General features: G+C 68.9%; 15 protein-coding genes. 4 read left to right on the plus strand and 11 right to left on the minus strand.

All coding sequences use genetic code 11. From position 1 onward, the window contains the following. Positions 1-117: 117 nt before the first annotated feature. Positions 118-1,140 carry a LacI family DNA-binding transcriptional regulator gene (locus FB562_RS07580; protein WP_141880548.1) on the plus strand — a complete coding sequence of 341 codons (1,023 nt, stop codon included), beginning with the start codon at positions 118-120 and terminating at the stop codon, positions 1,138-1,140. Between the two features lie 124 nt (positions 1,141-1,264). Here FB562_RS07580 and FB562_RS07585 read toward each other — a convergent pair whose 3' ends face one another. The 5 genes from FB562_RS07585 to FB562_RS07605 form a co-directional block, all read right to left on the minus strand. After that, on the minus strand, positions 1,265-2,314 hold the full coding sequence (locus FB562_RS07585; RefSeq protein WP_185740479.1) for a CAP domain-containing protein: 1,050 nt from the start codon (positions 2,312-2,314) through the stop codon (positions 1,265-1,267). 171 nt (positions 2,315-2,485) lie between these two features. Beyond that, positions 2,486-3,340, minus strand: a complete 855-nt coding sequence (locus FB562_RS07590) for an aldehyde dehydrogenase family protein (protein ID WP_141880550.1) — start codon at positions 3,338-3,340, stop codon at positions 2,486-2,488. Then, the gene (locus FB562_RS07595) at positions 3,341-4,867 is read right to left on the minus strand and encodes an aldehyde dehydrogenase family protein (protein ID WP_141880551.1); all 1,527 of its coding nucleotides are present in this window, start codon (positions 4,865-4,867) and stop codon (positions 3,341-3,343) included. An 11-nt stretch (positions 4,868-4,878) separates the two neighbouring features. Further along, complete coding sequence (gene deoC / locus FB562_RS07600; RefSeq protein WP_141880552.1) at positions 4,879-5,892, minus strand: deoxyribose-phosphate aldolase; 1,014 nt, start codon at positions 5,890-5,892, stop codon at positions 4,879-4,881. After that, complete coding sequence (locus FB562_RS07605) at positions 5,889-6,968, minus strand: sugar-binding transcriptional regulator (protein ID WP_246081384.1); 1,080 nt, start codon at positions 6,966-6,968, stop codon at positions 5,889-5,891. Before FB562_RS07605 ends, deoC begins: the two co-directional genes overlap by 4 nt. Positions 6,969-7,108: 140 nt before the next feature. On the opposite strand from FB562_RS07605, the gene FB562_RS07610 reads away from it, so the two are divergent. Beyond that, complete coding sequence (locus FB562_RS07610; protein WP_141880553.1) at positions 7,109-8,023, plus strand: ROK family protein; 915 nt, start codon at positions 7,109-7,111, stop codon at positions 8,021-8,023. Between the two features lie 71 nt (positions 8,024-8,094). On the opposite strand, the gene FB562_RS07615 is transcribed toward FB562_RS07610, so the two are convergent. Genes FB562_RS07615 through truB form a run of 5 tightly spaced genes read right to left on the minus strand, consistent with a single transcriptional unit; the run spans position 8,095 to position 12,119 of the window. Next, positions 8,095-9,351: an MFS transporter gene (locus FB562_RS07615; RefSeq protein ID WP_221625368.1), complete on the minus strand. Its 1,257-nt coding sequence runs from the start codon at positions 9,349-9,351 to the stop codon at positions 8,095-8,097. Then, positions 9,348-10,292, minus strand: a complete 945-nt coding sequence (locus FB562_RS07620; RefSeq protein ID WP_141880554.1) for a bifunctional riboflavin kinase/FAD synthetase — start codon at positions 10,290-10,292, stop codon at positions 9,348-9,350. The genes FB562_RS07615 and FB562_RS07620 overlap by 4 nt, the downstream gene beginning before the upstream one ends. Position 10,293: 1 nt before the next feature. After that, positions 10,294-10,734, minus strand: a complete 441-nt coding sequence (locus FB562_RS07625) for a hypothetical protein (protein ID WP_141880555.1) — start codon at positions 10,732-10,734, stop codon at positions 10,294-10,296. Positions 10,735-10,786: 52 nt separating this feature from the next. Next, positions 10,787-11,155: a hypothetical protein gene (locus tag FB562_RS07630; RefSeq protein ID WP_141880556.1), complete on the minus strand. Its 369-nt coding sequence runs from the start codon at positions 11,153-11,155 to the stop codon at positions 10,787-10,789. A gap of 40 nt (positions 11,156-11,195) precedes the next feature. After that, positions 11,196-12,119, minus strand: coding sequence for a tRNA pseudouridine(55) synthase TruB (gene truB, locus FB562_RS07635; protein WP_246081385.1), 924 nt, complete (start codon positions 12,117-12,119; stop codon positions 11,196-11,198). 221 nt (positions 12,120-12,340) lie between these two features. Between truB and FB562_RS07640 the strand changes: the two genes are divergently transcribed. Then, a complete protein-coding gene (locus tag FB562_RS07640) occupies positions 12,341-13,351 on the plus strand; it encodes a ketopantoate reductase family protein (RefSeq protein ID WP_141880558.1) in 1,011 nt (336 codons plus the stop codon). 72 nt (positions 13,352-13,423) lie between these two features. On the opposite strand, the gene FB562_RS07645 is transcribed toward FB562_RS07640, so the two are convergent. Then, positions 13,424-14,014, minus strand: coding sequence for a nucleoside/nucleotide kinase family protein (locus tag FB562_RS07645; protein ID WP_141880559.1), 591 nt, complete (start codon positions 14,012-14,014; stop codon positions 13,424-13,426). A gap of 122 nt (positions 14,015-14,136) precedes the next feature. Between FB562_RS07645 and FB562_RS07650 the strand changes: the two genes are divergently transcribed. Continuing rightward, a complete protein-coding gene (locus FB562_RS07650; RefSeq protein ID WP_246081387.1) occupies positions 14,137-15,000 on the plus strand; it encodes an HhH-GPD family protein in 864 nt (287 codons plus the stop codon). Positions 15,001-15,036 lie beyond the last annotated feature (36 nt).

The raw sequence follows: 15,036 nt of genomic DNA on the forward strand, positions 1-15,036 counted from the left end.
GTCTGTGAACGTGCACAGATAAGGACGACGAACTGCACGACATCTATTCTGTGAACGTACACAGATTAGGGAGAACCGGGGGCACATGTCAAGATGCCGTGGCGTTAGAGTAAGGCAATGGGCAGCACCTCGCAGAGGAGAAAACGGGCGACGATTCATGACGTCGCTGTCGAAGCGGGTATCTCCCGCGGCACCGTCAGCAGGGTCGTCAATGGCGAGAGATACGTCTCAGAGGCCGCCCGAACGGCCATAGAAGACGCCATCGCCAAGGTGGGCTACGTGCCCAACACCGCTGCGAGAAATCTGGTCATGCAGAAGACCCAGGCCGTCGGCTTCATCGTGCACGAGCCACACTCCCTCTTCCTCAACGACCCCAACATCGGCGAGATCCTGCTCGGCGCCAACGCGAGCCTCTCCGACGCCGACTACCAGATGGTGTGCCTCGTCATCGACTCCGACCGCGACACCGACCGGGTCGCCCGCTACCTCAGCGGCGGCTTCGTCGACGGCGCCATCATCGTCTCAGCCCGCAAGAACGACCCCATAACGCGAGTTGTCTCCGGGCTGGACCTGCCCGCCGTCTTCGTAGGACATCCGCCAGAGTTAGATGACGTACCCTTCGTCGGAATCGACAACAGGGGCTCGGCCGCCGCCATCACCTCACGCCTGCTGGAAACGGGACGCAGGCGCGTCGGAATGATCGCGGCCGCCCTCGACCGCGACTCTGGCGCCGACCGGCTCGCCGGCTTCACTGACGCGCTCGGCGATCACTTCGACCCTCGCCTCGTCGTCGAGGTCCCCCTGTATGAGTACTCGGCGGGCGTCACCGGCATGCGCGAGCTGCTCGCGCGGGAGCCGAACATCGACGGTGTCTTCGCGGCATCCGACGCCGTCGCAGCCGGCGCGCTTGAGGCCATCCGCGAGGCGGGGCTCAGCGTGCCAGGCGACATCGGCATCGTCGGTTTCGACGACAGTTCGTGGGCCGCGCGCTGCTCTCCGCAACTCTCGACCATCCACCAGCCCGCGGGGAGTCTCGGGCGCCGCGCTGCCGAAACCGTTCTCGCCCAACTGCGCGGTGACGAAGTGAAGTTGGGCGGCATCCTGCTCGACACGCCCATCATCTGGCGCGACTCCGCCTGAGCCCGCGCGACCCCACCCCGAACAGCAGCGGCTGCAGTTTGTCGCGACGGCGGCTGAACATTCCGCAGCCGTCGCGACAAACTGCAGCCGTCGAGCGGTTCAGGTGTGCGGGCCGCGCGGTGGCTCAGCTCCGGATGAAGCGAGCCCGCACACGCGGGAACACGGCGGCCCCCAGCAACAGGATGGCCGCAGCCAGCGAGGCCAGCACGGCCGGCTGCAGAGGAACAGCCATGATGGCCTGCTCCCCGCCCGCGGACGCAAGGCCTCGGACCTGACCGGTGGCGTGGGCATCCGCACCCCTGCCAGCAGTCGCGGCGTCATCGGCCGTCGGCAGCTGGGCCGCGAAGCCCGCAAACACCGGGCTCTTCGTCGGAGTCGGTGTCGGTGACGGCTCCTCAGCCGCCGGGGCACCGTCGTGTGACGGGGCCGCAGCCGCAGCGGCCTTCGCCGTAGAGCCACCCCTCGCCGACGACACGGGCGCCGAGGCCGGGCCTGCGCCGCCCCTCGCCGGTGCCGCAGCCGCAACAGGAACGGGTGCCGCCGCGACCGGCGCGGGAGCCGGGGCCGGAGCGGGCGCAGGCGCCGGAGCTGGGGCCGGCGCAGGCGCCGGAGCTGGGGCCGGCGCAGGCGCCGGAGCCGGGGCTGGCGCCGGAGCGGGCGCTCCGTATTTGGCGAACACCTCGACCGACCAGGTCGTGCCGCCCGCGCTGATGTGCGCGATTCCGATGTCGGTGAAGTCGCCGAGCACATTCTTCTGGTGCCCAGGGGACGCCATCCAGGCGGCGTGCACATCGGCACCCGTCGCGTAGCCGTTGCCGACGTTCTCGCCGGCACCGGTCCATCCGCCGGGGATCTGCGCCGAATAGGACGGGTTGTGCGAGAGCACGTTGTTGGCCGCCATCTGGTTCGCCCAGGCGAGCGCAACGGCGTTCAGCGAGCCGTTCATCGTGAGCGCGCCCTTGCCCGCCGCGGCACGCGACTGGTTGACGAGCGCCTGGATGGTGCCCTCGTCGAAGGCCGAGGCCGGGCCTGCACCGAGCGGCACGAGAGCAAGCCCCAACAGGAGCGCACCGGCGGCCGCGAGCAGCCGCTGCGGCGCAGAACGCCCCCGCGCCCGACGCACCCCAGCCGCACGCTCGATCGTTGTCTCCGCGGCATACGCACGCGCTGTCACCAGACGCACGTAGCGTCTGGACTCCCCCCGAAGTCCCCACATGGTGATCACATTAGCGTCCCGGGAGGGCAATGAGAAGAGAAAAGGTCACAATCGCGCGATATACCGTAGCGCGCGATTGTGACCCCTGCGCGGCCTCCCCCAGACGGCGGGCGAGGCCACCGAAACACCTCAGATAAGACTCTTCGGATGCCAGACCGTCTTCGTCTCCGTGAAGAAGGTCACGCGGTCGAGCGATGCGGTCGGGATGCCCGACTCCGGCGGCAGAACGCGCTTCAGCGTGTCGGCGGCCGCGATCTGCAGCTCCACCCAGTCGAGGCCCTCGGCCCCGGCCAGATCGATCGCGTTCACATCGGCATGGCCCGCGAGCCACGGTGCGACCTCCGCAGCGGAACCGGTGAGCACATTGACCACCCCGCCGGGAACATCGCTCGTCGCCAGCACCTCGGCGAGGCTGATCGCGCTCAGCGGCGCAGACTCGCTCGCCAACACGACCACCGTGTTGCCGCTCACCAGCACCGGCGCGACGACGCTCGCCAGCCCCAGAAGCGAGGAACCCTGCGGCGCGACGACGGCCACAACACCCGTCGGCTCCGGGGTCGAGATGTTGAAGAACGGGCCACTCACGCCGTTGCCGTTTCCGGCCACCTGAATGTACTTGTCAGCCCAGCCCGCGTACCAGACCCACACATCGATGGCGGCGTCCACCTGGCGCTGAGCCACAGCATCCGTCACACCCTCCTGGCTGCGGATCTCGTCGACGAACTGCGCCCGACGACCCTCCAACAGCTCTGCGATGCGGTACAGAACCTGCCCGCGGTTGTAGCCCGTCGCCCCCGACCAGCCAGGGAATGCCTTGCGGGCGGCGACGACCGCGTCACGGGCATCCTTGCGCGACGCCTTCGCCGCATTCGCCAGGAACGCGCCCTTCGCGGTCGCCACCTCGTAGGTACGACCCGACTCGCTGCGCGGGAACTTACCGCCGATGAACAGCTTGTAGGTCTTGGGAATGGTGAGGTGTGACATCTACTTGGCACCCTTCTTGATGGACTTGCGGGGAGTCTTGGTTTCGAGACGGCCGCGGACGGCCTCCTCAACCCGCGGGGTACTGCTCAACCCGCTCGACTGGAGGTACGCGGCGAGGCCGTGGCGGCCGCCCTCGCGACCGTAACCCGACTCCTTGTAGCCACCGAAGGGGCTGGCCGGGTCGAAACGGTTGAACGTGTTCGCCCACACCACACCGGCGCGCAGCTGATCGGCAACGGCGAGGATGCGGCTGCCCTTGTCGCTCCAGATGCCCGCAGACAGCCCGTACGGCGTGTTGTTCGCCTTCGCGATCGCCTCCGCCGGGGTGCGGAATGTCAGCACCGACAGCACGGGGCCGAAGATCTCGTCACGCGCGATGCGGTGGCTCTGCGACACATTCGTGAAGATCGTCGGCGCGAACCAGAAACCCTTCTCCGGCAGATCGCACGCCGGCGACCAGCGCTCAGCACCCTCCTGCTCACCGATCGCGCTCAGTTCGCGGATGCGGTCGAGCTGCTCCCGCGAATTGATCGCACCGATGTCGGTGTTCTTGTCGAGCGGATCGCCCACGCGCAGCGTCTCGAGGCGCGACTTGAGCCGGGAGACGACGTCGTCGTGGATGTTCTCCTGCACGAGCAGGCGGCTGCCAGCGCAGCAGACATGCCCCTGATTGAAGAAGATGCCGTTGACGATGCCCTCGATCGCCTGATCGATGGGGGCGTCGTCGAAGACGATGTTCGCCGCCTTGCCGCCCAGCTCGAGGGTGAGCTTCTTGCCCGTGCCCGCCGTCGACTTCGCGATGGCGCGACCCACCGCGGTCGACCCTGTGAAGGCGACCTTGTTGACATCCGTGTGATTCACGAGCGCAGCGCCCGTGTCACCGGCACCCGTGATGATGTTGACCACGCCCGGCGGAAGCTCCGCCTGCTGCAGGATCTCGGCGAAGATGAGCGCCGACAGCGGCGTCGTCTCGGCCGGCTTGATCACGACCGTGTTGCCCGCGGCGAGCGCCGGGGCGATCTTCCAGGCGAGCATCAGCAGAGGGAAGTTCCACGGGATGACCTGCGCGGCCACACCCAGAGCGCGAGGGTTCGCGCCCAGCCCGGCATGATCGAGCTTGTCGGCCCAGCCCGCGTAGTAGAAGAACCAGGCTGCGACAAGAGGAACATCGACGTCGCGGCTCTCCTTGATCGGCTTGCCGTTGTCGAGGCTCTCCGCGACGGCCAGCTCGCGCGCCCGCTCCTGCACCAGACGGGCGATGCGGAACAGGTACTTGCCGCGGTCGCTGCCGCTCATGCGCGACCAGGTGCGATGGTAGGCGCGGCGCGCGGCCGCAACCGCCAGATCGACGTCGGCGGCGTTCGCGTTCGAGATCTCGGCGATGTGCTCCTCCGTCGCCGGAGAGATCGTCGAGAAGCCCTCACCGCGGCCGTCGACGAACTCGCCGTCGATGAAGAGGCCATAGGAGGGGCGGAGGTTCAGGATCGCCTTCGACTCGGGAGCCGGGGCGTATTCGAGAAATGACATGGTGGCGCTCCTTAAGCGACGGTGACGTAGTCGGGGCCCGAGTAGCGGCCGGTCGACAGTTTCTGGCGCTGCAGCAGCACATCGTTGAGCAGGCTCGACGCGCCGAAACGGAACAGGTGCGGCTGCAGCCACTCCTCCCCCACGACCTCCGCCACCGCGACCAGATACTTGATGGCATCCTTCGTCGTGCTGATGCCGCCGGCAGGTTTCACACCGACGCGCTCGCCCGTGAGCCTGTACCAGTCACGCACGACCTCCAGCATGAGCACCGTCACCGGCAGCGTCGCCGCCGGCTGCACCTTGCCCGTGCTGGTCTTGATGAAGTCACCGCCGGCGAGAATCGACAGCCAGGATGCGCGACGCACATTGTCGTAGGTGTTCAGCTCGCCCGTCTCCAGAATGACCTTCAGGTGCGCGTAGCTGCCATCCGCCTTTCGGCACGCCTCCTTCACGGCGACGATCTGGTCGAAGACCAGCCCGTAGCGACCCGAGAGGAATGCGCCGCGGTCGATGACCATGTCGATCTCGTCCGCGCCGGCGGCAACAGCATCCGCCGTGTCGGCCAGCTTCACCGCGAGCGACGCACGACCGCTCGGGAATGCCGTCGCGACAGCAGCCACATTGACGCCGCCCTCGTCGGGATCGCCATGGTTGGCGCCCAGCGCGGTCACGGCATCCGCAACCATGTCGCCGTACACGCAGACGGCCGCGACACGCGGGGTCGACGGATCGGACGGGTCGGGCGTGACCGCCTTCGACACGAGCGAATGCACCTTGCCGGGGGTGTCGGCGCCCTCGAGGGTCGTCAGGTCGATGAGCGAGATGATCTTGTCGATCGCCCACACCTTCGACGTCGTCTTGATGGAGCGCGACGCCAGACCGGCAGCGCGCGCCTCCAGGCCGACGGCGTCGACACCGGGGATGCCGTCCAGATGGCGTTTGAGGCTCGTCTCGGTGAGATCAGCCCCGATCAGCTGGATGGCCCGCTCGGCGGGCGCCAGGGCGACGGGTCGTTCTATCGTCATGATGCTGTTCCTTCTGTCGAGGCTGCTGCTGTCGAATTCTGTGCTGTCGGTTCGTGGGGCGCACCCGCCGTGGCATCTGCCGCGCCATCCGTCATTGCATCTGCCGTGAGCGCCTGCGCCGTCGCCTCGTCGGTGACGATCACGGAGCAGAGCCCGCTCGTGACGACCGCCCTGGCCACAGCGTGTTTGGCCTGGCCGGCGATCACGAGCACTGAGGTCTCCGCGCTCCTGAGCCGATCGAGCCCGATTCCCACGGTACGCGCATCCAGCGCGGGGTCAACAGGCTCTCCGTCAGCCCCGATGTAGCGGCCGAGGACATCGCCCACGGCGCCACGGCGCACGAGCGCGGCGACCTCATCAGCGCTCAGATAGCCGCTGTCGACGAGCACGCTGTCGGCGTCGGCCGCGCCGGCGCTGAAGAGATAGGCGGATGCGGATGCCGCGAGCTCGAGAACAGCCGCGACGGTGCGATCCGATTCGATGGCGGCCTTCGTCTCGGCACGCTCCAGAATGGCAGGGCTCGGAAGCAGCGTCGCCTGGCCGCCCGCCTTCGCCGCGATCGCGACAGCGGTTGCCGCCGCGCCATCGGGAGACCTGGTGAGTGAGACGCCGCCGTTGACCTGCACGACGCGCACGCCATCGGCCCAGCCGTCGTCGAGCCGCGCGGCGACATCGGAGAGCGTGCGGCCCCAGCTGATGCCGAGGATGCGCGGCACCGGGCGCAGCGCCGCAAGATAGTCGGCTGCTGCGCGGGCGACTGCCGCCTGCGCGTCATCTGCGGCGGGCACCACGACGGCATCGGTGAGCCCGTAGCGCTCCCTCAGCGCCCGCTCGAGGCCCAGCCTTCGAGCGGCCGGGTGCACGATCTCGATGCGAACGATGCCCTGCTCGCGAGCACGGGCCAGAAGCCTGCCCACCTTCCAGCGGGTCGTGCGCAGAAGCGCGCCGATCTCATCCTGGGTTCGGCCGTCCTCGTAGTAGAGCTCGGCGGCGCGCACCATCATCAACTCCTGGGACATACCACCACCAAGTTCACTGTCGTCGACGCATCCGCGAGCGGCTGGTGTGCCGCTCACCCAAGGCTAGATGCAACTGCACGCTTGTGCAATCCATAGTCACTGTTCTGCTCATATGAGCAGAATCTGAGCATCCGGATGCCGGCCGAGCGCTTCACATCCGCCGCCGGGCCACACCCCCGCGCCGCTACGCTTGGCCCATGCCACTCGCACTCGCCGTCGACTTCGGCGGCACCAAGGTCGAGGCCGCACTCGTCGACGAGAACGGCGCAGTACTGCCCGAAAGCCGCTTCCGCGCGCCCACGGGTGCCGCATCCGACTCGCAGACCCTCGCCGACGCCGTCGACGGCGTCGCCACCCGGGCACTCGCCACCCTCCCCGCAGGCGCCGAACTCGCCGGCGTCGGAATCGGCAGCGCAGGCCCCATCGAAGTCGGGCCCGGGCTCGTCAGCCCACTCAACGTGCCCGCCTGGCGCGGCCACCCACTGCGCACACAACTCGAAACCCTCGTACCCGGCCTGCCCGTGCGACTGCAGATGGACGGCCTCTGCATCACCATCGCCGAACACTGGATCGGCGCCGGCCGCGGAATCGACAACCTCATGGGGATGGTCGTCTCCACAGGAGTCGGCGGCGGGCTCATCCTCGGCGGGCGCCCCCAACCCGGCCCCACCGGCAACGCCGGCCACATCGGCCACATCGAGGTCGGCGGATACGACGAACCCTGCCTCTGCGGCGGCACCGGATGCCTCGAAGCCGTCGCATCCGGGCCCAAGACCGTCGAATGGGCCCGCCGACAGGGCTGGCAGGGCAGCACAGGAGAAGAACTCGCGGCCGCCTACGAGGCGGGCGACCAGATCGCACGCGCCGCCATCGAACGCTGCGGCCGCGCGCTCGGCCAGGCACTCGCATCCGCCACCGCACTCGCCGACCTCGAACTCATCGCCATCGGAGGAGGATTCTCGAAGGCGACACCAGAACTGTTCACCATCATCCGCGAGACCATGGCGGCCCGCGCCGGCTGGGACTTCGTCGCCAAGGTTCGCGTCGTACCGTCAGCGCTCTCGGGCGACGGCCCGCTCGCGGGCGCGGCAGCACTCATCCACCTCGGCTGAGCGGCGCCGCCGGGTTGCTCGTGGGTGAGGTTTCGAGACGCTCGTACCTCGCTCCTCAACCAGCAGGTTCTTCAGCGGCGGGGTGCGGCCAGCTCGTCCTCCACGAACGACGGGTGCCGCAGCGCGAGGCCCGCGACCGCCGTGCCGAGCGCCAGCACGATCATGAACAGCATCGGCCACATCCAGCCGCCGGTCAGCTCGTGCAGCAACCCGAAGACGAAAGGGCCGGCCGCAGCCAGAAGGTACCCGACGCCCTGCACGAAGCCGCTCAGCGCGACAGCGCCCTGGTGCGTGCGCGAACGCAGGTTGATGAGAACGAGCGCCAACGGGAACAGGAGCGGCCCGCAGCCGATCAGCAGAACCCACAACCACACGAGCGGCACAGGCGCGAGCAGGAGGCCCGCGTAGCCGACCAGGAGGAACCCGATACCCGTGTAGACGAGCAGGCCGACATTGCGCATCCTCGCGGCCAGGATGGGGATGATGAGAGCGGATGGCACCCCCATGAGCGCGAAGACACCCAGCATGATCCCGGCCTCGACCTGCCCCACGCCGGCGATGTCGGAGACCAGGAGCGGCAGCCAGGCGAAGGACGAGTATGCGACCGAGGATGACAGCGAGAACGTCAGCGCCACCGCCCAGGCCACACGCGACCGCCACACCCGCCAGATGAGACCCTGATCGGCCTCCTCGATCGGCGCGGCCTCGCCGTCGGCACGCATCCTCGCCGCCTCACGACGGTGTCGCAGCAGGATGACCAGCCACGGCAGCAGGCAGATGACGGCCACGACGGCCCACAGGCCCAGCGAGAAGCGCCAGCCCGCAGCATCCGTCACGGGCGCGGCGATCGCCGAGGGCACGGCGGCGCTCACCGAGACGAGGCTCACATAGAGCGCCGTCACGAGGCCGATGCGATCAGGGAAGTACCGCTTCACGAGAGGCGGCAACAGCACATTGCCCACGCCCGCGCCCGCCAACGCGATCACGGTGCCCAGCAGAAGCGTCGCATAGGAGGTGCTGGTGGCGCGCAGCACATGGCCGACGATCATCGCCAGGATCGCAAGGGCAAGAAGACGCTCGATGCCGATGTGGCGCGCGATCGCCGCCCCGAACAGGGCAGAGAAGGCGAAGGCAAGGGCCGGGATCGTGCCGATGACGCCCAGTTCGAGGGCGCTCAACGGCAGCTCTGCCGTCAACGGGTCGACGATGGGCGAGATCGCCGACACTGCCGTGCGCACGTTGAAGGCCACGAGCATGATGCCCAGGAAGGCCATCGAACGCCCGGCCCACAGAGGAAGCGGTGTGGGGCGTTCGGAGCCGGTCGTCACGGGCGCTGCGCCGATGAGAGCACGCGGCGGGTGTCGTCGACGTCCGCCGCCAGCTGCACGATGAGCTCGTCGACGGAGTCGAAGCGGACCATTCCGCGCAGCCGCTCCACGAACGCCACCTCGACGGTGCGACCGTACAGGTCGATGTCCTCATCGAGCACATAGGCCTCCACCTGGCGGGCGGGCACCCCCTCGAACGTCGGATTGTTGCCGATCGAGATCGCCGCAGGATACGTCGTGCCGTCGACCGTCAGCCAGCCCGCGTACACGCCGTCGGCAGGAATCAGACCCTCCGGCTTCGGCCGCAGATTGGCCGTCGGAAAGCCGAGCTCCCTGCCCCGCCGCTCCCCCGGCACAACGACGGAGCGCACGACGGGCGCCGCCCCGAGAAGCTCGCGCGCAACCGCGATGTCGCCCGCCGCAAGTGCCTCACGAATCCAGGTCGATGAGGCGCGACGGCCTTCTTCTGCACGCACATCGTCGACGAGCACGACATCGAAGCCGTACTCACGGCCGGCCTCCGTGAGAGTCGCGACCGTGCCCTCACCGCGGATGCCGTACCTGAAGTCACTGCCGACCAGAACCGCCCTGGCATGCAGCGCGTTCACCAGCACGGAGCGCACGAACGCGTCTGGAGCCTGCGACCGAAAATCGTCGTCGAAGGTGATCATGAGGGTCGCGGCGACATCCGCGTCGCGCAGCTTCTCCACCTTCTGCTCGTTGCTCACCAGCGATTCGGGTGCGGCCGCAGGGTTGAACAGGGCGAGCGGATGCCTGTCAAAGGTCACGACCGTCGGCACCAGGCCGTGAGCATCCGCCATCTCCAGCAGCTTCGCGATCACGGCGCGGTGGCCGCAGTGCACCCCGTCGAACTTGCCGATCGTGACCACGCTCGGCCCGAAATCGGCGGGAATCTGCCCCAGCTCGGTGAAGAACTCCATCTCAGGAAACCTGCCCCTCGCTCGCGGATGCGGCAACAAGTGCACCCGAACGGAGCCGGTACAGCCACAGCATGCCCAGGATGGGAAGAACAAGCGGGATGAAGGCGTAGCCGAGACCGAACCACGACCACACGGAGGGGTGCGCGAAAAGCTGCGGAACCGCCAGGCTCAGGATGCCCACCGCGAGCACGCCCACGAACTCGAACACGATCGCCGCCCAGGCCACCCCATACCAGACGCGCCCCCGGCCGAGCAGGGCCACCGTGGCGACGATGTACACGACAGCGGAGACGGCCGACAAGACGTAGGCCACCGGCGCCTCATCGAAGCGCTCCACGATCGTCACGACCGAACGCGCCGTCGCGGCGATCGCAAGGATGCCGTACACGGCGATGAGCACGCGGCCGACGCCGACGGCACGAGAAGAGGAGTTGGAAGCCATCCCCTCAAGATTAGGCGATCGGATGCCCCATCCCGCCCCCGAGGCCACGCCGTCAGCCGATCTGGAAGAACCAGATCACCGACATCCGGTACAGCATGACCGCGACAGCAAGGCAGACGACGCCGAGGATGACATTGCTCCAGCGGTTGCGCTCCACCAGCGCCCAGAATCCGGCGAGCGGAGGCAGGAGCACCGCGGTGACCAGATATGTCCAGAACTCGAGCAGGCTGCCCGAAGAAAAATTGCCGACGAGAGGTGCGATGAGCGCCACAACCACCTGGCCGAGCAGCAGCGCGAACACGGCAGCGGTCGCGCCGAGCGTGAAATCGCTCGGCAGGCGCCCGAGCAGGCCGGCGACGACACAGAACAGCCCCGCCACGACGGCGACGCCCACCTGGATCATCATGTACCACTCGACCATGCAGACAATCCTGCCAGCATCAGACGTCTCCGCCGCGCGCTCAGGCCCCCGTCGGGAAATTCACGAGCACCTTCGCGCGCACGCCGTCGTACTGCACGAGCCCCACCAGGCGGCCATCCGGCGCGAGCGCCGCAACAGGGGCCTCGGATGCCGCCACCCCGTCGAGCGGGATGCGCTTGCCGTTCTCGAGATCCACGACAGCGGCGGCATCCAGCTGTGCCGTCGCGAACAGGCGGCCGGCGACCGAGGCCGGGTGCAGCATCCGCTCCTCCACCTCGAAGCCTGCAGGCTGATCGCGATCTGCGGGCAGCGGCACCGCATCCTCGACCGAGAAGGGCCCGATGCGCGTGCGCCGCAACGCCGTCAGATGCCCGCCCACACCCAGCGCGGCCCCCACATCGCGCGCGAGGGCACGAATGTACGTGCCAGACGAGCAGACCACCCGCACATCCACATCGAAGAAGCCGCCATCACGACGCGGCGGGCCCACGATCTCGAACTCCGAGACGGTCACGCGGCGAGACTTCAACTCGACCTGCTCCCCCGCCCGCACCAGCGCGTAGGCGCGCCGCCCGCCGACCTTGATCGCGCTCACAGTGCTCGGAACCTGCTCGATCTCGCCCGTGAGGCTCGCGATCTCCCGCTCGACCGCAGCACGATCCACTGCGGAGGCGTCGACCGTCTCGACCGCCTCGCCCTCAGCGTCATCCGTCGTCGTCGAACGGCCGAGACGGATCGTCGCCAGATACTCCTTGTCGAGACCCACCAGATAGGTCAGCAGCCGCGTCGAACTGTTCACACCCAGCAACAGCAGGCCCGTCGCCATCGGGTCAAGCGTTCCCGCATGCCCCACCTTGCGTGTCTGCGCGAGGCGCCGCGTGCGGGAGACCACGTCATGACTCGTCAACCCCTGAGGCTTGTCGATCAACAGAATGCCGCTGCGCTCGCCGATGTCTGCCGTCACCCCACCAACGCTACCGTGCGGATGCGGGCAGGCCGGCCCGTCTGACGGAACGCGCGAGCACATGGCTAGACAGGAGATCCTCGCCGACACGCCGACCACGGCATCCGGTACCCGGCGCGCCGGGCAGAATCTCCTGTCGACCACACGCAGTGCGACGCACCACGGCCCGCCTAGGCTGGCCCCATGACGATCGAGGCGCGACGCAGGCGGGAAACAGCGCCATGCGGATAGCGGTGATCGGGGCGGGCGCGATGGGCGGCACCATCGCCGCACTGCTCGCGGTGGCCGGACACGACGTCGAGGTGACCGCCCGCCGGGCCGGCCTCGCCGCAATCCGGGCCCACGGCATCCGACTCAGCGGTGCATGGGGAGAACACACTGCGGCCGTGCGGGTGAACGGCGAGCTCGAGGCCACCCCCGAACTCGCCATCATCGCGACGAAGGCGATGGATGCTGCGGCCGTCGCCACCGAGAACGCGCAGCTGCTGCGCGGTGTGCCCGTCATCGTGCTGCAGAACGGACTCGGTGGGCTCGAGGCCGTCGCCGACGCCCTGCCCGACTCCCCTGTCATCGGCGCGCTCGCCCTCTACGCCGCCTCCTATGTGGCGCCCGGAGAGTTCACGGTCACCGCCGCCGCACCCACCTATCTCGGCATGCTGCGCGACGGCGCCGACCCCGCACCCGCGCGCGCAGCCGCAGAGATCCTCGGCGCCGCGCTGCCCGTGAGCGTCGTCGACAACTTCTCCGGAGCCCGCTGGACCAAACTCGTCATCAACCAGGTCAACGCGCTGCCCGCCGTGACAGGGCTCAGCGTGCAGGATGTCATCGCCCACGGTGGCCTGCGCCGGCTCATGACCCGCAGCATCCGCGAGGCTGTGCGGGTCGCTCTCGCCCAGGGCGTGCGCTTCGAAACCGTCAACGGCGTCACCGATCGCGTGCTGCGCCTCGTCGCCCGTGCGCCCGTGCTCCTCGGGCAACTGCTGCCGCTGCGACTGGCCGCCTACCTCGGAGACGTGCCCAATCCGGGGTCGACGCTGCAGAGCATCCGGCGTGGGCAGGCCAGCGAGATCGACTACCTCAACGGGGCCGTTGTCGAAGCCGGCAAGACATCAGCGGTGCCGACGCCCGTCAACGCCCAGCTGACCGCCCTCGTGCACGAGGTCGAGCGCACCGGGCGACACCTCACGCCCGACGAGGTGCTCGCGCGGATGCGCAGCCACGCCGCGGGCTGATCCCTCAGCGCGGGACTGGCTCCGCTGGTCGAGGTATCGCGAAGCGACAGTCTCGAGACCAGGACACAGGCATCAGCAGGAGTCGGCGAAGATGCGACGCGGATGCTCCGGGTCGGTGTTGTCGTAGATGGCCGTCGCGAGGACGCTCGGCGTCTCCGCCGCGATGTAGGCCGCGTCGGCCTCGTCACCCGTCGCGGCGGGCGTCTCCACCCAGGCCGAGTAGTTCCAGATGCCGCGCAGCTCCGGCCGGTGCAGGAACACGCCGTCGACGATGAGGATCGCGTCGTGCCCAGCGCTCTGCCATTTCGGCTGGAACACGGGCTCATCGCGCTCGGCGTCGAACCCGGCGAGCACGAAGCCTGTGCTGCCAGCCGTTCGGAACGGGTCTACGAGCACCCTGCGGAACAGCGAATAGTCGAAACCGTCACTGAACAGGCCCCGGGCACGGCGCTCACGCGGATGCCGGAAACCGTCAAGGGAGGCACGGAACGCCTGATGCCCGGTCTCCTTCAGCGCCACGGCGAGGTCATCGGCGAAGCCGGCGGCACCCGAGCCGCTGCGCCCGTCGACACCGACGATGACGCGACCGTGCGCGTAGTTGTGCAGGATCTCATTTGCGAGAGCCTCCATGGTGTCCTTCTTCTGCGGTGCCCAGCGTTCCATGCCTCCACCATACGACCGATCGGCGGCGCTGCCCGGTGAGTTGCCCCGAAGTGCTCTCCAACAGCCCGCCGAGGAGCACTTCGGGGCAACTCATCGGCAGACTGCGCCCATAGGCTGGTGCCGTGAGGATCGCACGGCTCGTGAACGCGTGGTTTGCGCTCGAAGGGCGCGACCTCCCGTGGCGACGGCCCGGCTTCACCGCGTGGGGCACCCTCGTCAGCGAGATCATGCTGCAGCAGACGCCCGTCGCCCGCGTCGTGCCGCGCCTGGAGGCCTGGCTGGAACGCTGGCCCACCCCGGCGGCGCTCGCCTCGGAGCCGCCCGGCGAGGCCGTGCGGGCCTGGGATCGCCTCGGCTACCCGCGCCGCGCCCTCGCACTGCACGCCGCCGCAACGCAGATCGCCGAACGGCACGGCAATGTCGTGCCGGAGGATGTCGACGCCCTGCTGGCGCTGCCCGGCATCGGCGACTACACGGCGCGTGCCGTCGCCGTCTTCGCGTACGGCCACCGGCATCCGGTCGTCGACACGAATGTGCGCCGCGTCATCGCCCGCGCCCTGCTCGGCCGGGGCGAGGCCGGCCCGCCGTCAACCCGGCGCGACCTGGCCGCGATGGAAGCGCTGCTGCCCGCCGACCCAGCTGAGGCGCGCGTGACGAACGCCGCCGTCATGGAGCTGGGCGCAATCGTGTGCACCGCCCGGGCGCCGCGCTGTGACGTGTGCCCGCTCGCCGAGCTGTGCGCGTGGCGAGCGGCAGGGTATCCGGCCTACGACGGGCCGAAGGCGGCCGTGCAGAAGAAGTTCGAAGGCAGCGACAGGCAGGTGCGCGGCCTCATCATGGCCGAACTGCGGGCGGCGGATGTTCCCGTCACGGCCGCAGAGATCGAGACGGTGTGGCCGGATGCTGCGCAGCGCGCGCGGGCAGTGGACGGCCTGCTGCGCGACGGTCTGGCCGTGCAGGTCGACGGCGGCTACACGCTGCCGTAGCGCGCCATCGATGGAGCGTATCGAAACGCCGCTGGG

The sequence above is a fragment of the Homoserinimonas aerilata genome, assembly GCF_006716125.1.
Taxonomy (GTDB): domain Bacteria; phylum Actinomycetota; class Actinomycetes; order Actinomycetales; family Microbacteriaceae; genus Homoserinimonas; species Homoserinimonas aerilata.

Excerpts from the sequence above, each read along its gene's own strand:
- FB562_RS07580 (WP_141880548.1), top strand. The coding sequence starts at position 118 with ATGGGCAGCACCTCGCAGAGGAGAAAACGGGCGACGATTCATGACGTC.
- deoC (WP_141880552.1), bottom strand. The coding sequence starts at position 5,892 with ATGACGATAGAACGACCCGTCGCCCTGGCGCCCGCCGAGCGGGCCATC.
- FB562_RS07610 (WP_141880553.1), top strand. The coding sequence starts at position 7,109 with ATGCCACTCGCACTCGCCGTCGACTTCGGCGGCACCAAGGTCGAGGCC.
- FB562_RS07640 (WP_141880558.1), top strand. The coding sequence starts at position 12,341 with ATGCGGATAGCGGTGATCGGGGCGGGCGCGATGGGCGGCACCATCGCC.
- FB562_RS07630 (WP_141880556.1), bottom strand. The coding sequence starts at position 11,155 with ATGGTCGAGTGGTACATGATGATCCAGGTGGGCGTCGCCGTCGTGGCG.
- FB562_RS07620 (WP_141880554.1), bottom strand. The coding sequence starts at position 10,292 with ATGGAGTTCTTCACCGAGCTGGGGCAGATTCCCGCCGATTTCGGGCCG.
- FB562_RS07625 (WP_141880555.1), bottom strand. The coding sequence starts at position 10,734 with ATGGCTTCCAACTCCTCTTCTCGTGCCGTCGGCGTCGGCCGCGTGCTC.
- FB562_RS07595 (WP_141880551.1), bottom strand. The coding sequence starts at position 4,867 with ATGTCATTTCTCGAATACGCCCCGGCTCCCGAGTCGAAGGCGATCCTG.
- FB562_RS07590 (WP_141880550.1), bottom strand. The coding sequence starts at position 3,340 with ATGTCACACCTCACCATTCCCAAGACCTACAAGCTGTTCATCGGCGGT.
- FB562_RS07645 (WP_141880559.1), bottom strand. The coding sequence starts at position 14,014 with ATGGAACGCTGGGCACCGCAGAAGAAGGACACCATGGAGGCTCTCGCA.